The organism is Streptosporangium sp. CA-135522 (genome assembly GCF_050949235.1).
In the GTDB taxonomy this organism is placed as follows: Bacteria; Actinomycetota; Actinomycetes; order Streptosporangiales; family Streptosporangiaceae; genus Streptosporangium.
Window position 1 is genome coordinate 2,927,058 of sequence record NZ_CP192026.1, and the last position, 20,822, is coordinate 2,947,879.

Genomic DNA, 20,822 nt, shown 5'->3' on the forward strand with positions numbered 1-20,822 from the left:
CGCTCAGACGACGAGGGCGCGCAGGGCGTGCGGGCGGCGGGCCCCGTCGTAGTCGCGCCAGGCGGCGGCGAGCCGGGTGACGGACTCGGTGAGCGTCTCCTCGGAGAACAGGAACGGCAGCCGCAGGTGGTCGCCGTGGCCGCCGGAGGGGTCGAAGGAACGTCCCGGCGGCACCGCGACCCGGTGGCGCAGGGCCACCTGGGCGAAGGCGTCGGCGTCGCCGTGCGGCAGCCTCACCCAGATCGTCTGGCCGCCGAGCGCGGGCTCGGTCGTCCAGGAGGGCAGTAGCCGAGCCAGTTCGGCGCGCAGATGGTCATGGCGCCGCCTCAGTGTCGCGGCGCGGTCGCGGCGCAGCTCGTCGATGCGGGAGAGCAGCCGGACCGAGGCGAGCTGGGCGAGCACGTCGCCGCCGAGGTCGTGGACGGCCCTCAACCGGGCCAGCCGCGTGATCAGCGACGCCGTCGCCCGGATCCAGCCGACGCGCAGGCCGCCCCAGACGAGCTTGCTCAGCGAGCCTATGGTGATGAGCTGCTCCGGCATCCCGTAGAAGACCAGCGGGGGCGGCGGCTCGCCGGAGAAGCAGAGCTCGGCGGGGACCTCGTCGTCGATGAGCGGCACGTCGTGCTCGGCGGCGAGTGCGGCCAGGCGGCGGCGGGCCGGTGCGGGCATGATCCCGCCGGTCGGATTCTGACCGGTCGGCACGACATAGCCCAGTACGGGCCGGTCCGCCAGCGCCGCGCAGAACTCCCCGGAGTCGGTCGCGGTGCGGAACAGGGCGGCGGCGTCGCGGAAGGACTCCAGCGCGCCGGGATAGGTGGGCGCCTCGGTCAGCACCGTGTCCCCGGGCGACACCAGCAGCCTCGCGAGCAGGGTCAGCGCCTGCTGCGCGCCGTTGGTGACCAGGATCTGCCCGGCGGTGGTGGGCACGCCGCGCGTCCGATAGTAGGTCGCCAACGCCTCGCGCAGCGCCGGATGCCCGGCCGGGTGGTAGCCGATGTCGTGCCGGACCCGCGCCAGACGGGCCGCCGCCTCCTGGTAGGCCTCGATCAGCACCGCGGGCGGCTCGTCCGGCGCCGCGCAGGTCAGCAGGATGACACCGTCCGGCGGAGTCAGAGTGTGCAGGAGCAGGGGGTTGACCACGCCGTCGACCGTGTCGCGGACGGCGGGTGGTTCGGCGGCGCAGACCCGGGTTCCGCTGCCCTGCCGGCGCACCACCTTGCCCTCCTGCTGGAGCTGGTCGTATGCCGCGACCACGGTCCCCCGGCCCACCGCCAGCCATCGCGCGAGGACCCGGTCGGGCGGGAGCAGGGTGTCGGGCGGCAGCTCGCCGTCGTCGATCAGGGCGCGCAGTCGTACGGCGAGCAGGAGGTAGAGCGGCCCCCGGCCGGACGACCAGCGGCCGAGCCGGGCGATCAGTTGCTCATAATTGGCTCGCATGATGAACCAATCTTGCCTGATTGGATCTGACAAGTAACCCGTGAACCGGACATTCTTGTCGCATGACTGAACTTCGTCCGGAGACCCGCACCGTCCACCTTCCCCAGCCGCGACTCGACGGCAGCCGCCCCATCTCGGTGCCGATCTACCAGACCTCGGGTTTCGTCTTCGACGACCCGGCCGTCTTCGCCGACGGGATGGGCCGTCCCGACGGTCCCTTCGTCTACGGGCGGCTGTCGAACCCGACGGTCCGGTCGCTGGAGGAGGCCGTTGCCGGGCTGGAAGGCGGCGTCGGCGCCGTCGCCACCGGATCCGGCATGGGGGCCGTCAACTCCGTGCTCCTCGGCCTGCTCAAGCCCGGCGACCACCTGATCGCGCAGAAGCCGCTCTACGGCGGCACCGCCGCCATGATCAACGATCTGGTCGGGCGATTCCAGATCGAGGTCTCCTACGTCCCGCAGGACGATCCGGCGGCGCTGCGCGCGGCCGTGCGCCCGGAGACCAGGATGGTCTACCTGGAGACCATCGCCAACCCGGTGACCCAGGTGGCCGATCTGCCGGGGATGTGCGCGGTGGCCCGTGAGGCCGGGCTCGTCTCGGTGGTGGACAACACCTTCGCCTCGCCGATCCTGTGCCGCCCGCTGGAGCACGGCGCCGACGTCGTCGTCCACTCCACGACCAAATACCTGAGCGGGCACACCGACGTGCTCGGCGGCATCGCGGTCTTCGCCTCCGAGGAGCTCTACCGGAAGGTGTGGCACTTCGCGATCGAGCTGGGCGCCACCGCCGACCCGTTCGCCGCCTGGCTCACCCTGCGGGGCATCCAGACGCTGCCGCTGCGCATGGAGCGCCACTGCGCCAACACGCGCGAGCTGGCCCTGCGCCTGGACAGCCACCCGGCGGTGTCGGCCGTGCACTGGCCGGGCCTGCCCTCGCACCCCTCGCACGAGCTGGCCACGAAGCTGCTGCCGGACTTCGGAGGGGTCTTCTCCTTCGACCTGGCCGGCGGGCGTGCGGCGGGGGAGCGGTTCATGAGCTCGGTACGGCTGGCGCTGCTGGCCCCGTCGCTCGGCGGCGTCGAGACGCTCATCCTGCACCCGGCGACCACCTCGCACCGCTCGCTGACGGCCGAGGAGCTCGCCCGGCACGGGATCGCCGAGGGCACGGTCCGGGTCGCGGTGGGCATCGAGCACATCGAGGATCTGTGGACCGATTTCGCTCAGGCGCTTTCCTGATTTTTCGTGTAATGCCAGTGTGTGGGAAAAATCATCCTGTTCGGAAGGTGGATCAATGCCGCTGAAGAGCTATGGGGTTCTCGCCGGGCGGGCCGTGGACAGACGGCGCGAGGGCGGTGCCGACACCCCGCACTACCAGATCCACCTCGTCGACGAGGCCGGGACCTCCTATCGGGTCGCGGTCAACGTCGAGTCCCAGCAGGCCCCGTCGGAGCTGCTCCAGCTCGTCGACGAGGACTTCCGGCACCCGGCGGCCCAGTCGCTCGCCCCGGCGGCGGTGGGCTGGACGGCGCTGCCGTCCAGTCCCGGCGGCGCGGCCCTCGACTACATCCGGGGCAACCTGTTCGACCCGGCGGCTCTGCGCCCGCTCCCGCCCGACCTCCCGGGGGTCGACAACGACCTGGCCGACAAACTCGACCACTACGTCCAGCGGGCGATCGCCGACCCCGGTGCGATCGTCTATGCCTTCGGTGAGCGCTGGGGCCCGGAACCGGCGACCCCCGACAAGATCTTCGGGTTCCGGCCGGGCAACGGCGTGCACGACATCCACATGAACCAGGGCAACTCCGGGCGCTTCCGCGGAGACGACGGTGTGTGGCAGGACGGCGGCCTGCTCCTGCGCTTCCCCGCGGAACCACGCTGGATCGCGATCTTCCTGGCCTTCCAGTCACAGGCCTGGCACACCGACGACATCACCGGGCACACCCTGGACGGGACGCCCGCGCGGCCGGGTGCCGGCGAGGAGCCGGTCCGCGTCCTCGCCGCGCTGGTCAATCCCGCCGGACCCGCGCCCGAACACGAGGTCGTGACCCTGCTGAACGCCTCTCCACGGCCGGTCGACCTCACCGGATGGCAGCTGGCCGACCGGCACAAGAGCGCCTTCCCGCTGCCGGCCGGCACGCTGGCCCCCGGTGCCACGCTCGCGGTCGCCGCCGGCCCGCCGTTCGCGCTGGGCAACGGCGGCGGCGCGATCACGTTGCTGGACGCCGCGGGCCTGAAGGTCCACGGGGTCTCCTACACCGCGGCGCAGGGCGGCAGGGAGGGCTGGACGGTCACCTTCTGAGCGCAGGAGCGCTTTTCGAGGCCCCTGCTTCTGAGCGCTTCCGAGGGCCGCGCTTCCGAGAACCGCTTCCGAGGGCCGCGCTTCGAGAACCGCTTCCGGGGGTCGTGCTTCGAGAACCGTGCGGGCGTACCGCCGCCCCGGTGCCCCGGGAGTCTCCCGGGCACCGGGGCGGCGCCGGATCAGTGGTAGCTGTGCTCGGAAGTGGGGAAGGCTCCGGTGGTCACCTCGTCGGCGAAGGCGCGGACCGCCCGGTCCATCTCCTCGGCCAGGTCGAAGTACTTCTTGACGAACTTGGCGGGGTGGGGGGTCAGCCCCATCAGGTCCTGCCAGACCAGGACCTGGGCGTCGGTGGCCGGGCCGGCGCCGATGCCGATGGTGGGAATCGACAGGGACGCGGTGACCCGCTCCGCGAGGTCGGTGGGAACGCACTCCAGGACCACCGAGAAGGCCCCGGCGTACTCCAGGTCCTTGGCGTCGGCCATGAGTTCGTCGCCCGACTGGCCGCGCCCCTGCACCCGGTAACCGCCGAAGGCGTTGACCGACTGTGGGGTCAGGCCGAGGTGGGCCATGACGGGGATGCCGGCCGAGACGAGGGCCTCGACCTGGGGAAGCACGCGCCGCCCGCCCTCAAGCTTGACCGCGTGGGCACCGGCCTCCTTCATGAAGCGGGCGGCCGTCTCCAGCGCCTGCTGCGGTGAGGACTGGTAGGAGCCGAACGGCAGGTCGGCGACCACCAGCGCGCGCGACGAGCCGCGCACCACGGCGGCCGTCAGTGGCATGAGGTCGTCCACCGACACGGGCAGTGTCGAGTCGTAGCCGTACACGACCATGGCGGCCGAGTCGCCGACGAGCAGCACGGGGATGCCGGCCTCGTCGAAGACCCTGGCGGTCATCGCGTCGTACGCGGTGACCATCGGCCACTTCTCGCCCCGTTCCTTGGCGGCGGCGATGTCGCGGACGGTGATCCTTCGTCCTGCCTGGCCGCCGTAGAGAGCGGTCGGCCGGCTGGTGACGGAAGAGGACATGGAAACCCTCCAGGGGAGTCTCGAGGCGCCCCAGTGGCGTCCCCGGACGTTTCCGATGATTGCACGCGGTCGGCTTGTTAAACACCCCTGACCCCGCCGGTAATCCAGTGGCGGTGGTGCCGGTGCCGTACGACACAATGCATGCGGAGGTAAGCAATAAAAATGGCTATCGAACCTTACCGTCGCCTGCTCACCCTTCCGGGCGTGCGGACGTTGCTGCTGGTGGGGCTGCTCGCCCGGATCCCGTCCACGGCGATGGGCATCACTCTGACGCTGCACATCCGCAGCCTCGGTCTGGGGTGGCTGGCGGCGGGGGCGGTCGGCACGGCCACCACGGTGGGAATGGCGATCGGGTCGCCGCTGGCCGGGCGGTTCGTCGACAGGCACGGCCTTCGCCCGGTGCTGCTGGTGACCACCGTCGCCCAGCTAGCCTTCTGGTCCTCCGCCTGGGCGCTGCCCTACCCCGTGCTGGTGGTCGCCTCGGTGGCGGCCGGCCTGCTGTCCCTGCCGGTCTTCAGCGTGATCAGGCAGTGCCTGACGGCGCTGGTCCCGTCCGAGCAGCGCCGGATCGGTTTCTCCCTCGACTCGATCATGGTCGAGCTGGCCTACATGACCGGCCCCGCGCTCGGGGTCGTCGGCATCACCCTGCTCGGCAGCGGGTGGACGATGTGCGTCGTCGGTGCCGGTCTGACCTGTTCCGGCGTGGCGCTGGCGCTGCTGAACCCGCCGATCCGATCGGCCGAGGAGCTCGAGGCGCCGGAGGAGAAGGTCCTCAGGCGGCAGTGGCTGACCCCGGGCCTCATCACGCTGCTCGGGACCGCCTCCGCGTCCACTTTCGTGCTGACCGCCACCGAGCTCTCGCTGGTGGCGACGATCGAGCAGGCCGGCGCCACGGCCTGGACCGGCCTGGGGATCGGGCTGTGGTGCGTCTACTCGCTGATCGGCGGCTTCGTGTACGGCGGGCTGTCGCGAGGCTTCTCCCCGCTGCTCCTGATCGGCGCGATGGGCGTGCTCACCATCCCGGTGGGGCTGGTGGGCGCCGACTGGCGGTGGGTGCTCGTGGCGCTCGTCCCGGCGGGGATGCTGTGCGCCCCCGGGCTGTCGTCCACGGTCGAGACGCTCAGCCGCTGGGTTCCGGTGGGGGCCCGGGGAGAGGCCATGGGCCTGCACGGCACGGCGCTGCTCATCGGCGGCGCCGCCTCCGCGCCGATCGCCGGAGCGATCATCGACGGCGCCGGTCCCGGCTGGGCCTTGGCCGCGGCCGGCGTGGTCGGTGTGGTGATGGTGCTGGTCGCGCTGCCGTTCTGGCGGCGGATTCCCGAGCCGGTCGAGCAGCCCGTCACGGCCGCCGTCTGACTTCCCGTGTGAACATCACGTTAATACGAAACGCAACTGTTGCGTATCGAAAGCGCGAGCGCTACGGTTGCGTTGCGAAACTTTAGCGTATCGAAAACGGGGTCCCCCTATGGAACAGCAGCTTGGCCATCCCCGGCGGTGGCAAGTCCTGGGAGTGCTGGTTTTCAGCCTCCTGGCGGTCGTGCTCGACAACACGATCCTCAACGTCGCCCTCAAGACGATCGCCGACCCGGTGCAGGGCCTGGGAGCCACCCAGAGCCAGCTGGAATGGGCGATCAACTCCTACACGCTCGTCTTCGCCGGTCTGCTGTTCACTTTCGGGGTCATCGGCGACCGGACCGGACGCAAGCGCATGCTGCTGATCGGCATGGTGCTCTTCGGCCTGGCCTCCCTCGCCAGCGCCTACTCCCAGGACCCCACGCAGCTGATCGTGGCCCGGGCGTTCATGGGGATCGGCGGCGCCGCCATCATGCCGGCCACGCTCGCCATCATCTCCAACGTCTTCCCGCCGCAGGAGCGCGGCAAGGCGATCGGCATCTGGGCCGGCGGCGTCGGCATCGCCGTGGCGATCGGCCCGATCACCGGCGGCCTGCTCATCCAGAACTTCTGGTGGGGCTCGGTCTTCCTGGTCAACCTGCCGATCGTGGTGATCAGCATGGTGCTCATCACGCTGGTCGTGCCCGAGTCGCGTGACCCCAAGCCGTCCAAGCTCGACCCGGTCGGCGTGATCCTGTCCATCCTGGGCCTCGTCGCCGTCACCTACGCCATCATCCGGGGCGGCGAACTGGCCACCGTCGCCAGTGCCGAGGTGCTGGTCCCGGCGGTCCTCGGCGTGGCCGTGCTGGCCGCCTTCATCTGGTACGAGCGCCGCATCGACCACCCGGCCTTCGACGTCACCTATTTCCGCGACGCCCGCTTCGCCACCGCGGTCGGCATGATCGGCATCGTGTTCTTCGCGATGATGGGCGCGATGTTCTTCCTGGTCTTCTACCTGCAGATCGTGCTGGGCTTCAGCGCGCTGCAGGCGGGCGCGCTGATGATCCCGTTCGCCGCCGCCCAGCTCATCTTCGCCCCGCTCAGCCAGCAGATGGCCAGGCGCTTCGGCGGTAAGCTGACCGCCACCGTGAGCATGGTCATCGTGGCCGCGGCGCTGGGCAGCTACACGCTGATGAACGAGAGCACCCCGGTCCTGATGATCGAGATCGTCTTCTTCGTCCAGGGTGGGGCGATGGCCAACATCATGCCGCCCGCGACCACCGCGATCATGGAGTCGCTGCCCCGGGAGAAGGCCGGCGTCGGCTCGGCCATGAGCAACACGATCCGCCAGATCGCCGGCGCGCTCGGCGTGGCCCTGCTCGGTTCGCTGCTGTCGGCGACCTACCGCGACGAGATCGCCCCCGCGCTGACCGGCCTGCCCGAGCAGCTCCGGCACCTCGCGGGCGAGTCCCTGACCGGCACGCTCAACGTCGCCGGCGGCCTCGGCGCGCGCGGTGCGGCGCTGATCGAGCCCGCCAAGCACGCCTTCCTCGACGGCATGCACGTCACCGCCGTCGTCTCGGCCGCGATCGCCCTGCTCGGAGCGCTGGTGGCACTGAGGTGGCTGCCCGGCAAGAGCGCCCCGGCCGCACCTGCCGCATACAGGGATCACGAGAAGGAACCGGCGGTAGTGTAGGCATGAGATGACCACGACCGATGAGACGCGGACGGCCCGCCCGACGGGCCGTCCCCGCAGCGCCAAGGCAGAGAAAGCCATCATCGAGGCGACCCTCGACCTGATAGGCGAGGGCATGAGCATCGCCGAGCTGTCGATCGAGGCGATCGCGGCCCGGGCCGGGGTGGGCAAGACCACGATCTACCGGCGCTGGTCCAACAAGGAGGACCTGGTCGTCGACGCGCTGACGACGCTCAAGTCGCCCCTTCCCGAGATGGCGGGCAGGTCGGTCCGCGAGGACCTCATCGCCTACCTGGAGGTCGTCCGGCGCGACTCGTGCGACGCGCGCAGCCGGTGCGTGATGAACATCGCGATGAACGACGCCGAGCGGCATCCGCGCCTGGTGGAGCGGATCCGCCAGGCCACGATCGAGCCGCGCAGGGCGGTGATGACCGCCGTGCTGCGGCGCGGCGTCGCGACCGGCGAGCTCCGTCCCGATCTCGACGTGCCCATCGTGATCGCGTCGTTGGTCGGCACGATGATGTGGTACGCCCGGACCATGGGATTCGACGGATGCGACGAGTTCCCGGACGGCATCGCCGAGCAGATCGTCGACCACCTGCTGTCCGGCCTCACCCCGCGCTGAGCCCGGCCCGGCATCCACCCGGAGCGTCCCGTCCGTTGCGGCCGGAACGCGGTGGGGCCCCTGTCACGTGACAGGGGCCCCACCGCGTTCCGTCTGTCAGCGCTTCGGCCGGGAGCCGTCGCCGACGCGCCGGGCGTGCTACCGGAAGCGGGCGACGAAGCGACGCTGCCAGGGCGTCTCCACGGCGTGTGCCGCGTAGTGCTCCCGCACGTAGGCGACCGCCTCGCGGCCCGGCACCCCGTCCAGGACGGCGAGGCAGGCCAGTGCCGTGCCGGTTCGCCCCCGTCCGCCGGCGCAGGCGATCTCGACGCGCTCGGTCCCGGCCCGCGCCAACGCCTCGCGCAGTGCGTTCCCGGCGGCGGCGCGGTCGGAGGGCAACCAGAAGTCCGGCCAGCGCAGCCAGCGGGCCTCCCAGGCGACGGGAGGCGGTCGGCGGCCCAGCAGATAGAGCGCGAAGGTGGGCTCCGGCCCCTCCGGAAGCGGACGGCGCAGCCCCCGGCCGCGAACGAGCCGACCTGAGGGCAGGCGCAGCACACCCGCCATCGCGGGATCCCAGGAATCGATCACGAAACGAGCGTAGCCCGCCCGCTCCCGCCGCCGCGTGTGCCGGACCCGGCCGCCGTGCCTCCGGCGACCGGCCCGCACGCCGCCGCGACCGACCCGGTGAACCCTCCCGGCCAGAGCACCGGTCGTCGGGTTTTGTCAGTCGTCGAACTCGCCGAGCTTCACACCGCCGACGAAGGCGTCCCATTCGGATCGGGTGAAGAACAGCTTGGGCCCGTCGGGGTCCTTGGAGTCGCGGATCACGTGCAGGGGGCCGGTGCCCGCCTTGTGCCCGGCGCCGGGGGCGTCCACGACGGCCACCTCGACGCAGTTACCGCCGCTGGAGCCGCTCAGAGAGGACTTGCGCCAGGTCGCGCCGGTCAGGTCTGCTGCCATCGCGTCATCACCTTCGCTATGAGGTCGGCACTGGCCCGCGCGGGCAGGGCTGCCGAGCGGATCGTTTCGTAACGCTTGCAGATCACCGCCACGTCACGCGGATGGTCCGTGACATGCCCCACGGTGGCGGACTCCACGAACACACTATCCAGGCTGCCCTCGACGCCCGCAATGAAGAATCCGCCTTCCAGCCCGGCGATCGCGCCTCCGCTTCCGCCCGCTCCCGTGGGCACGACCTGCACGGAGATCCGCCTGCGCTCGGACGCGGTCAGCAGGGCGGCGAGTTGGTCGCGCATGACCTCCGGCCCGCCGACGGCGCGGTGCAGGACCCCCTCGTCGAGCACGGTCCAAAGCAGGGGAGGGTCGTCGCCCGCCAGCAGTCTCTGCCGCTCCAGGCGGGCGGTGAGCAGCTCCTCGACCCGCTCGTCGGTCACCCCCGGGTCGGCCTGCAGAATCGTGCGGGCATAGTCGGAGGTCTGCAACAGCCCTGGGACCAGCAATGGGTCCCAGCCACGCAGGGTGTGGGCCTGCCGTTCGATGTCCACCCAGGGGCGAAACCGCGACGGCAGGGCGCCGTAGGCCAGCATCGGCCAGATCCGGGTGAGCACGCCCCCGGAGCCGAGCGCCTGGTCGCACCGCTCGGTGAAGTCGAGCGACGGGGTGCGCCGGGCCGTCTCGACCATGCTGATCAGGCCGATCGAATAGGCGATCTCCTGGCCGAGCCGGCCCTGCGACCATCCTGCCTGCTCGCGCAGGCGGCGAAGCTCGGAGGCGAAGAAGGTCAGCGGGCTGGGCTCGCCGTCGGGCTCGCGTGAGGGGGGCATCACAGGCTCCTTTCGTGCGCCGAGCCCGCCCGGTGAGACCGCCGCAGGCTTCGTAATCGAACAACTACGAAAAGTAATGGAACGTTGCCGTAATAGGAAGCGCGTCTCCGGAATGCGATGAAAGTGCGCCGATCCGTGGATCGAAGGGTCCAGCGAATGCATATTCCCCGTGCGGACGCCAGTCTCGACTTATCAACACCTTCGGTTGTGAAGAATTCGGGATAACATGTTGAGGCCTTGTTGATACGGCGCCTCTACCCGAGGGGACCAGATGATATGGCGGAATTTGTCGGCATTGATCCGGCCGGGGCGCGGCGTCTGATCAACTCCATGGGCGAGGCCATACAACGAGCCCAGACGCTGAGACCCTTCTTGTCGGCCTCCATCGCCGAAGCGGGCCCGGACTGGCCCGCCGGTTCGGGCGCCGAGGTGCTGGACAACGTCGGGCGCTTCCTCGACGAGGCGTGCCGGGACCTGACCTGGCGCACCCAGACGATCGAGCGCATCGAGGACGCCGTGTCGAAGGGCGGTCTCAAGACGGCGGAGTTCGTGTTCGGCGACGCCGCGTCGGCCCAGACGGCGGGAGCCCTCGCGGGAAAACGGGCTCTGGCGGCCTGGCAGGACTACATGAAGGATCCTGGCGTCAAGAGCTGGGAGAAGGTCCGAGCGGCACTGGGGGAGTCGCGAGGCAAGACCACCGACGCCGCCTACTCTGCGGGGCTGTTGGCCACACTGGGCGCCACCGCCTTCGGTGCGATATTCGCCGCCGCGGGCGCGCGGAACCAGAACGACCGGCGGGGCTACTCGCCGCAGAGCCTGGAGAAGGTCGGAGAAGACCTGAATCCGCTGGCCGAGGCCTTCGCGTCGACCGACGTGGCGGGCACCCTGCCCAAGACACTCCGAGATCACGCGTTGAACGGGTTGCCCATCGGCGACATGGCCGCGCTCCTCGGCCTGGCCCGCCAGTCACGGGGTTTCCTGGTCCAGGCCGGTGCCAAACTGGCCCAGTACGGCGGGCACCGGGAGGACGAGGAGGACTGGAACACCTACTGGCTGGTCAAGGCGTTGAGCCAGAACGGCGAGGCGACCCAGGAACTGCTCGCCTCCGGCGACAACGCCGCCCTGCTGCTACGGCCCGAGGTGGTCAACGACGAGGGCCGTCCGGGGTTCAAGCAGTTGCTCGCCACCGCCCTGGACAAGGCGCTGGCTCCGGGTGCGGGTGATCCCACCCTCCGCCGAAACGCCTGGATCAACGTCATCAAGGTCTTCGGCGACAAAACCGCATGGCCGTCCCTCCTTCCGGAGCCCAGCAAGACTGAATACTTCGCGCCGCTGGACGGTCAGCCGTCAGACAAGCGTTATCTACCGGGTGACACGAAGATCACCCCCGTTCCGTCTCCGATCGGGCAAGTGCTCGCGAGGCACATCGCCCAATACTTTCCGCAACTCGCTGCTGTCTGGAGTAGTGGGCACGACTCTCCGGGGCCGACCCTGAATGACGGATGGCAGAAACTCGACTCTGATCGGATTGCGAGCTTTTTCGCCGGACTGCTGCGTGATCCGGCAGGGCTGCCCTTGCTGAAGAACGGCTATGACGTCTTTCTCGGCGGACTCGATCTGGGGAAGGAGCATCCGTTCGGCAGTGCTTCCACGGAGGAGGCCAGGCAGGAGCAACGCGAGCTGTTCTATGGAAAGGCGGTTGCTGCCGGGGCGATGGCGTCGCTGTTATTCAATGGTTTACATGAAGCCGACCTCGATGCAGAAGAAAAACACAAGTTCGCCGTCGAGCTACTCTTCCTTCCTGTGGATGCGATGATAGGCGGATTTGCCGGAAAAGTTATTGGTGATGGCATATGGGAAGGCGCGATGGCAGGAAAAATTGCGGATCTGCAATGGAAGAACACTGCCCAAGACGCGATCGAGGGTTTCTTGGACGAGGGATCTCCAGAAGAGGCCTCAAACCTGGTCGATGTGCTCGTCGAAGGGCAGGTATCAGCATTCAACGCCTCGCGCCGACACCACGGACAGCCTCCTCTCGCGGACTCGGACATTCGCCAGCTGAAAGATATCTTCTATGGGCGTTTGGAACCGGTGCTGGAGGCCGCACTCAGGGCACGTGGAGGATGACGATGACGGAACAATCCGAACTGCTGCGCCGGGCCGAGGAGAAAGACCTGCTTGCCAGTCGGCTTGATGGCTACGCCGAGAATCTCGCGACACTGCTTGAGCAGATCAAGACCGGCTCTACCGGCGGCCAGTCGGTCTGGACGGGCCTCGCAGCCCAGCGCTTCGCCCATGACGTCGTTCGGCGACGGTCGGATGCGGATCTACTTGCCGACCAATGTCGCGTGACGGCGCGGAACTTGCGGCAGGCCGCCCGGCGACTTCGGGAGCAGGCTCGTCTTTCAGCGAATCCTCTCTGATCATTGCCTGCCGGGCAGGCAGTCCGTCTTGCCGACGATCTCTACGTTGGGCTGGGAACCCTGCACCAGCACAATGAATGTGATTCCAGGATCTTTTTTGCGAAGTATCGCGATGCTCCGTCCCGGCTCCACCCAGCTGGCTCCCCGGTCGAGCTCGTAACCCGCCCTTTGAAGCTCGTCACGTAACGGCAGGGCGAAGGAGTCGGCCCGTTGAACGGAAGAGGATCGGCTGCTTTCAGCGAAATCGCCGCTCACCTGGTAATAGCGGAGAGCGGTATCCTTATTGGAACAGCTTGCAAAATCGTCATGGTCTTTGCCGGTGTTGTCGACGACTTTCTTGTTCGCCGATGGATGGAATCGCTCAAGCACCTTCGCATCCTTGGCCAGCACCCCGGCGGCCTCGTCCAGGGTCGGGCCGCCGGTGGTGCAGCCGGCGGCCAGCAGCAGTAGCAACAGGGCACATCCCGCGACATGACGCACCCTGTCGACTGTACTGATCGTTTCCTCGCCGGGGGAGCCCGACGAACGGAAACGCCCTGAGGACTCAGGCGATCGTCTCGCGCCAGTGGTTGGTGATGGGCAGGCGGCGGTCGCGGCCGAAGTTCTTGGGAGTGATCTTGGGGCCCGGGGGATACTGACGGCGCTTGTATTCGGCCAGGTCGACCAGGCGGATGATCCGGGCGACCAGGGCCGGGTCGTGGCCGGCGGCGATCAGCTCGGCGGACCCCATGTCCTTTTCGACGTAGTCGTCCAGGAGGCGGTCCAGCACGTCGTACTCCGGCAGGGAGTCGGTGTCGCGCTGGTCGGGGCGCAGCTCCGCGCTGGGCTCCTTCTCGATGGAGTTCTCCGGGATCGGCGGCACCGCGAAGCCGTACAGGAACTCGCCCGAACTGCCCGCCTGGGCGTTGCGCCAGCGCGACAGCTCCCACACCAGGGTCTTGAGCATGTCCTTGATGGGGGCGAAGCCGCCAGCCGAGTCGCCGTAGAGGGTGGAGTAGCCGGTCGCCAGCTCGCTCTTGTTGCCGGTGGTCAGCACCAGGTGCCCGTGCTGGTTGGACAGGCCCATCAGGATCATGCCGCGCACCCGGGCCTGGAGGTTCTCCGCGGCCAGGCCGGACAGCTCGATCTCCTTCTCGAAGCCGTCGACGATGTCGGAGATCGGCACGACCTCGGCGTTGATCCCCTGCCGCTTCACGAGCTCGCGGGCATCTTCCAGGGAGTGCTCGGAGGAGTAGCGCGAGGGCATCATCACCACGTGCACCCGGTCGGGACCGATCGCGTCGGAGGCGATCGTGGCGGTCAGCGCCGAGTCGATCCCGCCGGACAGGCCCAGGATGACCGACCGGAAGCCGTTCTTGGTCACGTAGTCGCGGACCGCGAGGACCAGGGCCGAATAGACCTCGGCGATGTCGTCGAGGTGCGGGGCGACGGAGGGGGGTTCCGGCGCGTACGGTTCCACGGGGAAGGCCGACAGCTCCAGCCGCTCCACCGTGATGACGGTCCCGTCCCCGGCGTCCACCTGGAACGTGCCGAGGCCGCCGAAGCGGGCCTCGGGCAGCTCCAGGTCGGTGATCAGCAGCTCGTCGGCGAACTGCGCGGCTCGCGCGACGAGCTCGCCGGAGGCGGAGACGATGATGGAGTCACCGTCGAAGACCAGCTCGTCCTGCCCGCCCACCTGGTTGACGTAGGCGAGGGCGCAGCCCGCCTCCCGCGCCCGGCGCGAGACGAGCGCCAGCCGCACATCGTCCTTCTCCCTCTCGTACGGCGAGGCGTTCGGCACCACCAGCAGCCCGGCTCCCGCCTCGGCCACCGCCGAGACCGGCCCGCCCTCCTGCCACAGGTCCTCGCAGACCGCGATCGCCACGTCGACCCCGTGCAGCCGGAAGATCGGCAGCCGGTCGCCGCGTATGAAGTAGCGGTATTCGTCGAAGACGCCGTAGTTCTGCAGGTGGTGCTTGGCGGTCTTGGTGACCACCTGGCCGCGGTGGAGCAGCGCGGCGGCGTCCAGCGGGGCGCCCTTGGGCTGTCCCACCCGTGGCGCCAGGCCCGCCCGGTCCACATAGCCCACGAGCACCGGGGTCTCGCCGAGACCCTCGTCGGCCAGTCGCCGGGCGAGGGTCTCGACCGCGGCGATCGAGGCTTCCACGAATGAGCTGCGCAACACCAGGTCCTCGACCGGGTAGCCGGTCAGGAACATCTCGGTGAAGACCACCAGGTGCGCGCCGCGGTCGGCGGCGCGCCGGGTCCACTCGACGACCTTGTCGGCGTTGGCTGCCAGGTCGCCGACCACGGGATTGGTCTGGGCCAGGGCGATACGGAGTTGAGCCACGTGCTCCACCTTATTCCCGGCCGGGGAGAGCGCCGTCCACGGGTGATCGCAGACCGGGGCTCGGAGGCCGGACGCGGGTGATCGCAGGCCGGGGCTCGGAGGCCGTCGGGAGACAGGCTCTCCACGTGGTTGGCGAGCTTGATCCCGGGGACCTTGCGCGCGAGGTGGGAGGCGGTGTCGAGCAGGTGGACGCCTCGGGTGTCCTGGCGTAGCCGGCGAGCGTCCTGCCGTCGGCCGACCGGGTCAGGTGGCACGGGCCGAGCCACTCTCGGTAGTTAGAGACCTGAGGGGCGGGAAAGGTTCACATCCGGCTGGCCGGAATCGGCAGCACGGCCTCCACCACCGTGCCGCCGCCCGGCGCCGAGCCGACCACGCAGGTCCCGCCGAGTTCGGCGGCGCGCTCGCGCATCGACAGCATGCCGATGCCGGAACGGGGACCGGCGGGCAGCCCGTGCCCGTCGTCCTGGACGCGGACCACCAGCGACTCGCCCCGACGCAGCGAGACCACCGCCGAGCGGGCCCGCGCGTGCTTGCGGATGTTGGTCAGTCCCTCCTGCGCGATCCGGTAGGCCGCGACCTCCGCCGCCGCGGGAAGATCGGACAGATCGCCTTCGGTCTCGACGGCCACCTGCGGCTCGCCCTCGGCGGCCAGCGCTCGTACGGCTCCGGCCAGGCCGAGCTCGTCCAGGGTCGGCGGGCGCAGGCCGTACACCAGCTCCCTGATCTCCTGGCCGACCGCGTCCATGCCGCCGCGCAACTCGACCAGGAGCCGGTCGGCCGAGGCGGGGGCGGTGCGCAGGGTGATCCTGGCCATGTTGATCGACATCGCCATGTCGGTCAACGCGTGGCCGAGCCCGTCGTGCAGGTCCCGGCGCAGGCGCCGGCGCTCCTCCTCCCGGGCGGTGAGAATGCGTTCGCGGGAACGTTGCAGGTCGGCGGTCATCCGTACGGCGTGCGCCACGTCCGCCACGTACGGCGTGGCCGCGGCGATCAGCCGGTCGTTGTGGGCGGCGGCGAACCTGCGGGGGCCCGGGGAGCCCAGGAGCAGCCGCCCGACCGGCTCCCCGTGCCAGACCAGCGGCACCGTACGGGGCCGCGGGCCCAGCAGGCCCACCTCCACCCGCCGGGTTCCCGGGTCGTTCACCTCGACCGCGACCCCGGTGACGCTCAGCCCGTCGCGGACCACGGCGGCCACGGCGGCGAGCGCGTTGGCGGGTTCGGCCTCGCCGACCTCCTGGGCCAGCCGGGCGGCCAGGGCGCGCGGATCACCGTGCGTGCCGTACATGAGCCGGTCGACCCACCGCCGCAGCAGGTGGCGGAGCGGGTGGAAGACGACCCCGGCGAACAGGGCCGCGGCCAGGCCGCCGATCCGGTCGTATCCGGACAGGAGCAGTCCGGCGATCGCGCCGACCCCGAAGTAGACCGCGCTGACCGCGGCGATCATCCCGGCGGCCACGAAGGCACGGCTGATCACGGTGTCGATGCCGTACAGCCGGTAGCGCAGCACGGAGAAGGCGATGGCGACCGGGATCAGCCCGGTCCAGACGGTGGCCGCCACCACCCAGTCTTCGCCGCCGAGCATGCAGACGATGTAGACGGCGAACGCGCTCATCGGCCAGGCGATCTGGCGGCGCACCACGGGGTCGGCCCGGCGAAAGCGCAGGGCCAGGGAGAGCAGCGCCACGACGGCGAAACCCATGATCAGCGTCAGCGTGAGCTGCTGGAGCAGGGGACCGTAGGGGGCGAGCGCCCGAACCGCCAGCGGGTTCGGGATGACCCGGGGGAAGGGGTAGCCGGCGGCGGGCGGGTCGGGGCGCACGACGAGGCGGATCGCCTCGATCGTCATCAACGCGAAGGCCAGGACCACCATCGGCCGCCAGCGCCGGGAGGGCAGCCGCCCGTCAGGGGAGTACAGCGGGAGCACGACCGCCAGCAGCGTGCCGCCCACGATCCAGCCGATCCCCGAGGCGTAGCGGTAGTGGCCCGCCGCCTGCAGCGCGCCCTCGGAGGCGGAGCGGAGCATCATGCCGGTGGCGAAGACGTTGATCGCGCCGCCGAGTCCGCCGAGGCACATCAGCCAGGCGATGGCCGGGCGGGAGCGGTGGGCCAGCAGGAACGCGCCCACCACGGGGAAGGTCAGCCCGACGGCCAGGTCGGGTGTGACGGCCGCGTTCGCGGACCAGTCGGACGGCAGGCGCACGGTGACCACGAATCCGATCACCGTGAGCGCGACCGCGGTGGCGGCCACCACGACGACGAGGGCCATCCGGATCGGCGGCGGCAGCGCGAACGCGGCGGCCGCGCCACTGCGGGCCGCGCCTTGGTCCCGTCGCTCCTGCGGCATCGTTACCCGCCCATGTGGCCCGGGTTGACCAGCCCCGACTCGTAGGCCGAGACGACGAGCTGGGCCCGGTCGAACAGCCCCAGGTGGTCCAGGAGCTTGGACACCGACTGCGACACCGACCGCTCCGAGATCGACAGGGTCGCCGCGATCTGCTGGTTGGTGAGCCCCCGGGCGACCAGCTTCATCAGGTCCAGCTCGGCGTCGCCGAGACCGGCGAGCCCGGGTGGGGCCGAGGGGTCGGTGCGCCCGGCGAAGGAGGCGATCAGCCGGGTGGTGACGGCCGGGTCGATCAGCGCGTCACCGGCCTGCGCGGCGCGCATCGCGGTGATGAGCTGCTCGGGGGCGGAGGTCTTGAGCACGAAGCCGCTCACCCCGGCGCGCAGCGCCGCGTAGAGGTTGTCGTCCGTGCCGAACGTGGTCATCATGATCACCTTCGGCGGGGACTCGTCGGCCAGGATCCGCCGTGCGGCGGTCAGGCCGTCCAGCCGGGGCATCTGGATGTCCATCAGCACCAGGTCGGGTGAGGTCTCCCGGACGGCCGCGATCGCCTGCTCGCCGTTCTCGGCCTCGGCCACGAGATGGAAGCCGGGTTCGCTGTCCAGCACGACCCGCAGGCCGGTGCGGACCAGGGCCTGGTCGTCGGCCACGACGACGCGCAGTTCCGCCGGCGCCGAGGTCACCGAGACCGGCGAGATCCCCGGACCCGCGGGCCGCTCGGCCGTCCGTATCGAGGCCGTCTCCTTGACGGCCGCGGGCGGGTCCAGATGGGCGGCCTGCGAGAGCATGTCGGACTCCAGGCGCTGCAGGGTGGCGCTGAGATCGAGGCCGAGCTCGTCGCGCAGCAGCACCCTGGCCCGTCGAAGCGCTCCCAGCGCGTCGCCCTGCCTGCCGCTCCGGTAGAGCGCCAGGGCGAGCAGCCGCCAGGCCTCCTCCCGCAGCGGATGAGCCGAGGCGTGCGCCTCCAGATCGGCCACCAGGCCGCCGGACTGACCGAGCAGCAATCCCGCGTCGGCGCGGCGTTCGACGGCGATCAGCCGAAGCTCCTCCAGCCTACCCGCCTCGGTCACCGCCCACGGCAGATCGGAGAACTCGGCCAGCGCGGGCCCCCGCCACAACGCGAGGGCGCCGTCCAGGCGTTCCCACACCCTGGCCGGCTCGCCCTCCATCTTGACGGCGCTCTCGAACCTCCAGGAGTCGACCTGGTCGGAGGTGGCGCGCAGCGCGTATCCCGGCGGGGCGGAGACCAGCACCTCCGCCTCCTCCCTGGGCGCGCGCCCGGGTTCCAGGGCGCGCCGCAGCCGCGACACGTATCCCTGGATGGTGGACAGCGCCTGGGCCGGGGGTTCGCCCGGCCAGAGCTCGTCGATGAGCATGCTCACCGGGACGGCGCGGCCACCCGCTACGAGGAGCCGGGCCAGCACCGCCATCTGGCGTTGACCGCCGAGGTCGAGCACCACGTCGCCATGGCGCGCCTGAAACGGTCCTAGGGCGCGAAACGTCAGCATTTCAGGCGCAAGCGTAGGGCCACCCGGTCCAATGTCATACGGCAATACCCACCATCATTCGCAGGCCGTCAGGAATCATCGGTAGTCAGATCTCCACATTCAAGTTCAACGGCAGCACCGCTTCGACCACGGTGCCCCCCTCGGGAGGTGAGGTGATCACGCAGGTGCCGCCCAGCTCGGCGGCGCGCTCGCGCATCGACGTCAACCCCACCCCGGAGCGCCGGCCGGGCTCGACGCCGACCCCGTCGTCGCTCACCCGGACGCGCAGTTCCTCCCCCCGCTCCAGCGAGACCCGCACCGCGTCGGCGCAGGCGTGCTTGCGGACGTTGGTCAGCGCCTCCTGGACGATCCGGTAGGCGGCCACCTCCGCGGCGGCCGACAACCCCGTGAGGTCACCGCTCACCTCCACCACGACGTCGGGCCCGGCCATCTCCGCCAGGGCCCCGGCCAGGCCGAGGTCGTCCAGGGCGGGCGGGCGCAGGCCGTACACCAGGTGCCTGATGTCGCTGGTCACGCTGTCCATGCCGGAGCGCAGCTCGGTGAGCATGCGCTCGGCGGCCTCGGGAGAGGCGCGCAGGGAGTGGCGGGCCGCGTTGATGGACATGGCCATGCCGCTGAGCGACTGGCCGAGGCCGTCGTGGAGGTCGCGGCGCAGGCGGCGGCGCTCCTCCTCACGGGTGGTGACGATCCGCTCGCGGGATCTGCGCAGCGCGCCGACCAGCCTGACCGCGTGGGCGGCGTCCGCCACGTACGGCGTGAGCGCGGCGATGACCCGCTCGTTGTGCGCGGCGGGCAGGCGCCTGACCCCCGGCGGGCCGATGAGCAGTCGCCCGACGGGCTCACCGTGCCAGACGAGCTCGACGTCGCGCACCACCACCCGCGGGTCGCCGGCCGTGGCCTCCCAGGGGCCGTCGTCCTCGAACCGCACGGCCACCCCGGTCACCGCCAGACCCTCGCGCAACACGTCGAGGGCGGCGATCAGCCCGCCGGCCGGATCGGTCCGCTGCAGCCGCCGGCTGAGCTCCTCGGCGAGCGTCACCGGATCGCCCTTGCCGCCGTACAGGAGGCGGTCGGCGCCCCGCTGGAGCACCCGCCGGAGCGGGTGGAAGAACGCCCCGGCGCACAGCGCGGCCAGCAGGCCGCCGATCTGGTCGACGTCGGACAGGAACAGGCTGGAGGCCGCACCCACCGCCACGTACACGCCGCCGATCACGCCGACCAGACCCGCGCCGACGAGCGTGCGCGTGATCAGGGTGTCGATGCCGTAGAGCCGGTGGCGCAGCACGGAGAACGTGATCGCGGCGGGAATGAGCGGGATCGTGAAGGAGGCCAGCCACCACAGCGGGTTCCCGACCACCCAGGGGACGATGAAGGCGGCCATCGCCAGCAGCGGCCAGAGGATCTGCCTGCGCTCCTCGGAGCTCGCCCGCCGAAACCGCACCGCCAGCGAGACGAAGGCCAGCAGCATCGCCAGGTTGATGAGCTGGTCCAGGGCGACTTGGGCCCGCCAGCCGAACGAGAGCCCGTAGGGCTCCCGGAAGGGCAGGAACTCCGCGCGGAGCGTGTCGGCCAGCAGGACGGCGACCGTGAACCAGATGAGCGGCCGCCAGCGACGGGAGGGCAGGCGTCCGTCCGGGTAGAGCAGCGGCAGCAGCACGCCGAGACACAGGACCGTCAGCTGCCAGCTCACCCCGACGACGGTCCAGATCGCCTCCGGGAGCGCGCCCCGGCCCAGGAACGCGACGTTCACCGTCAGGCTGTTCAGCGCCGAGCACAGCCCGCCCAGGCACAGCAACCAGCCGATGACCAGCCGGGGCCGCTGGAACACCAGCAGCGCCCCGAAGACCGGGAAGGCCGTGCCCGCCACGTCTTCGGGCGCGAACGGCAGCGGCGTGTAGGAAGGCTGCGGCAACTGGGCCGTGACCCAGATGTTGACGCATTCCATGGCGACGGACACGGCGGCGATCAGCAACGCCGCCACTCGCGCCCTGACGGGTGTCACCGTCGGGAACACCCGGCTCAGCCCGCGCATCGCCCCGGCCCTT

Annotated in this window: 17 protein-coding genes; 7 read left to right on the forward strand and 10 right to left on the reverse strand. The window is 70.5% G+C overall.

Annotation, left to right across the window (positions count from 1 at the left end; genetic code table 11):
- Positions 1–3: 3 nt before the first annotated feature.
- On the reverse strand, positions 4–1,437 hold the full coding sequence (locus ACQPYK_RS13900; RefSeq protein ID WP_433255021.1) for a PLP-dependent aminotransferase family protein: 1,434 nt from the start codon (positions 1,435–1,437) through the stop codon (positions 4–6).
- 62 nt (positions 1,438–1,499) lie between these two features.
- On the opposite strand from ACQPYK_RS13900, the gene ACQPYK_RS13905 reads away from it, so the two are divergent.
- Positions 1,500–2,672 (forward strand): trans-sulfuration enzyme family protein, encoded by a 1,173-nt coding sequence (locus tag ACQPYK_RS13905; protein WP_433255023.1) that lies wholly within the window; start codon positions 1,500–1,502, stop codon positions 2,670–2,672.
- A gap of 55 nt (positions 2,673–2,727) precedes the next feature.
- Positions 2,728–3,735: a DUF2278 family protein gene (locus ACQPYK_RS13910; protein ID WP_433255026.1), complete on the forward strand. Its 1,008-nt coding sequence runs from the start codon at positions 2,728–2,730 to the stop codon at positions 3,733–3,735.
- 179 nt (positions 3,736–3,914) lie between these two features.
- Here ACQPYK_RS13910 and panB read toward each other — a convergent pair whose 3' ends face one another.
- A complete protein-coding gene (gene panB, locus ACQPYK_RS13915) occupies positions 3,915–4,760 on the reverse strand; it encodes a 3-methyl-2-oxobutanoate hydroxymethyltransferase (RefSeq protein ID WP_433255029.1) in 846 nt (281 codons plus the stop codon).
- A gap of 162 nt (positions 4,761–4,922) precedes the next feature.
- On the opposite strand from panB, the gene ACQPYK_RS13920 reads away from it, so the two are divergent.
- The 3 genes from ACQPYK_RS13920 (at position 4,923) to ACQPYK_RS13930 (ending at position 8,413) form a co-directional block, all read left to right on the forward strand.
- On the forward strand, positions 4,923–6,116 hold the full coding sequence (locus ACQPYK_RS13920) for an MFS transporter (RefSeq protein ID WP_433255031.1): 1,194 nt from the start codon (positions 4,923–4,925) through the stop codon (positions 6,114–6,116).
- A gap of 109 nt (positions 6,117–6,225) precedes the next feature.
- The gene (locus ACQPYK_RS13925) at positions 6,226–7,788 is read left to right on the forward strand and encodes an MFS transporter (RefSeq protein WP_433255033.1); all 1,563 of its coding nucleotides are present in this window, start codon (positions 6,226–6,228) and stop codon (positions 7,786–7,788) included.
- Between the two features lie 7 nt (positions 7,789–7,795).
- Positions 7,796–8,413 carry a TetR/AcrR family transcriptional regulator gene (locus tag ACQPYK_RS13930; protein ID WP_433255036.1) on the forward strand — a complete coding sequence of 206 codons (618 nt, stop codon included), beginning with the start codon at positions 7,796–7,798 and terminating at the stop codon, positions 8,411–8,413.
- Between the two features lie 138 nt (positions 8,414–8,551).
- On the opposite strand, the gene ACQPYK_RS13935 is transcribed toward ACQPYK_RS13930, so the two are convergent.
- From ACQPYK_RS13935 to ACQPYK_RS13945, 3 genes are all read right to left on the reverse strand, one after another.
- Positions 8,552–8,956 (reverse strand): protein-tyrosine phosphatase family protein, encoded by a 405-nt coding sequence (locus tag ACQPYK_RS13935; RefSeq protein ID WP_433258789.1) that lies wholly within the window; start codon positions 8,954–8,956, stop codon positions 8,552–8,554.
- Between the two features lie 159 nt (positions 8,957–9,115).
- Positions 9,116–9,352, reverse strand: coding sequence for a DUF397 domain-containing protein (locus ACQPYK_RS13940; protein ID WP_433255039.1), 237 nt, complete (start codon positions 9,350–9,352; stop codon positions 9,116–9,118).
- A complete protein-coding gene (locus ACQPYK_RS13945; protein WP_433255041.1) occupies positions 9,337–10,176 on the reverse strand; it encodes a helix-turn-helix domain-containing protein in 840 nt (279 codons plus the stop codon). Before ACQPYK_RS13945 ends, ACQPYK_RS13940 begins: the two co-directional genes overlap by 16 nt.
- A 276-nt stretch (positions 10,177–10,452) precedes the next feature.
- Between ACQPYK_RS13945 and ACQPYK_RS13950 the strand changes: the two genes are divergently transcribed.
- Positions 10,453–12,303 (forward strand): hypothetical protein, encoded by a 1,851-nt coding sequence (locus tag ACQPYK_RS13950; protein WP_433255043.1) that lies wholly within the window; start codon positions 10,453–10,455, stop codon positions 12,301–12,303.
- A 2-nt stretch (positions 12,304–12,305) separates the two neighbouring features.
- Entirely contained in the window at positions 12,306–12,599 is a 294-nt protein-coding gene (locus ACQPYK_RS13955) for a hypothetical protein (protein ID WP_433255046.1), read from the forward strand.
- Here the strand turns inward: ACQPYK_RS13955 and ACQPYK_RS13960 are convergent, their stop codons facing one another.
- The 5 genes from ACQPYK_RS13960 to ACQPYK_RS13980 all read right to left on the reverse strand — a co-directional run bounded on the left by ACQPYK_RS13960 (position 12,600) and on the right by ACQPYK_RS13980 (position 20,809).
- Complete coding sequence (locus ACQPYK_RS13960) at positions 12,600–13,079, reverse strand: hypothetical protein (protein ID WP_433255048.1); 480 nt, start codon at positions 13,077–13,079, stop codon at positions 12,600–12,602.
- A gap of 64 nt (positions 13,080–13,143) precedes the next feature.
- Positions 13,144–14,928 (reverse strand): NAD+ synthase, encoded by a 1,785-nt coding sequence (locus ACQPYK_RS13965; RefSeq protein ID WP_433255050.1) that lies wholly within the window; start codon positions 14,926–14,928, stop codon positions 13,144–13,146.
- 301 nt (positions 14,929–15,229) lie between these two features.
- A complete protein-coding gene (locus ACQPYK_RS13970; protein ID WP_433255053.1) occupies positions 15,230–17,272 on the reverse strand; it encodes a sensor histidine kinase in 2,043 nt (680 codons plus the stop codon).
- A 2-nt stretch (positions 17,273–17,274) separates the two neighbouring features.
- Positions 17,275–18,777 (reverse strand): BTAD domain-containing putative transcriptional regulator, encoded by a 1,503-nt coding sequence (locus tag ACQPYK_RS13975; RefSeq protein WP_433255056.1) that lies wholly within the window; start codon positions 18,775–18,777, stop codon positions 17,275–17,277.
- 85 nt (positions 18,778–18,862) lie between these two features.
- Complete coding sequence (locus tag ACQPYK_RS13980; protein ID WP_433255058.1) at positions 18,863–20,809, reverse strand: sensor histidine kinase; 1,947 nt, start codon at positions 20,807–20,809, stop codon at positions 18,863–18,865.
- Positions 20,810–20,822 lie beyond the last annotated feature (13 nt).

Excerpts from the sequence above, each read along its gene's own strand:
- ACQPYK_RS13980 (WP_433255058.1), bottom strand. The coding sequence starts at position 20,809 with ATGCGCGGGCTGAGCCGGGTGTTCCCGACGGTGACACCCGTCAGGGCG.
- ACQPYK_RS13940 (WP_433255039.1), bottom strand. The coding sequence starts at position 9,352 with ATGGCAGCAGACCTGACCGGCGCGACCTGGCGCAAGTCCTCTCTGAGC.
- ACQPYK_RS13920 (WP_433255031.1), top strand. The coding sequence starts at position 4,923 with ATGGCTATCGAACCTTACCGTCGCCTGCTCACCCTTCCGGGCGTGCGG.
- ACQPYK_RS13955 (WP_433255046.1), top strand. The coding sequence starts at position 12,306 with ATGACGGAACAATCCGAACTGCTGCGCCGGGCCGAGGAGAAAGACCTG.
- ACQPYK_RS13950 (WP_433255043.1), top strand. The coding sequence starts at position 10,453 with ATGGCGGAATTTGTCGGCATTGATCCGGCCGGGGCGCGGCGTCTGATC.
- panB (WP_433255029.1), bottom strand. The coding sequence starts at position 4,760 with ATGTCCTCTTCCGTCACCAGCCGGCCGACCGCTCTCTACGGCGGCCAG.
- ACQPYK_RS13925 (WP_433255033.1), top strand. The coding sequence starts at position 6,226 with ATGGAACAGCAGCTTGGCCATCCCCGGCGGTGGCAAGTCCTGGGAGTG.
- ACQPYK_RS13930 (WP_433255036.1), top strand. The coding sequence starts at position 7,796 with ATGACCACGACCGATGAGACGCGGACGGCCCGCCCGACGGGCCGTCCC.
- ACQPYK_RS13945 (WP_433255041.1), bottom strand. The coding sequence starts at position 10,176 with ATGCCCCCCTCACGCGAGCCCGACGGCGAGCCCAGCCCGCTGACCTTC.
- ACQPYK_RS13970 (WP_433255053.1), bottom strand. The coding sequence starts at position 17,272 with ATGCCGCAGGAGCGACGGGACCAAGGCGCGGCCCGCAGTGGCGCGGCC.
- ACQPYK_RS13910 (WP_433255026.1), top strand. The coding sequence starts at position 2,728 with ATGCCGCTGAAGAGCTATGGGGTTCTCGCCGGGCGGGCCGTGGACAGA.
- ACQPYK_RS13935 (WP_433258789.1), bottom strand. The coding sequence starts at position 8,956 with ATGGCGGGTGTGCTGCGCCTGCCCTCAGGTCGGCTCGTTCGCGGCCGG.
- ACQPYK_RS13900 (WP_433255021.1), bottom strand. The coding sequence starts at position 1,437 with ATGCGAGCCAATTATGAGCAACTGATCGCCCGGCTCGGCCGCTGGTCG.
- ACQPYK_RS13905 (WP_433255023.1), top strand. The coding sequence starts at position 1,500 with ATGACTGAACTTCGTCCGGAGACCCGCACCGTCCACCTTCCCCAGCCG.
- ACQPYK_RS13975 (WP_433255056.1), bottom strand. The coding sequence starts at position 18,777 with ATGCTGACGTTTCGCGCCCTAGGACCGTTTCAGGCGCGCCATGGCGAC.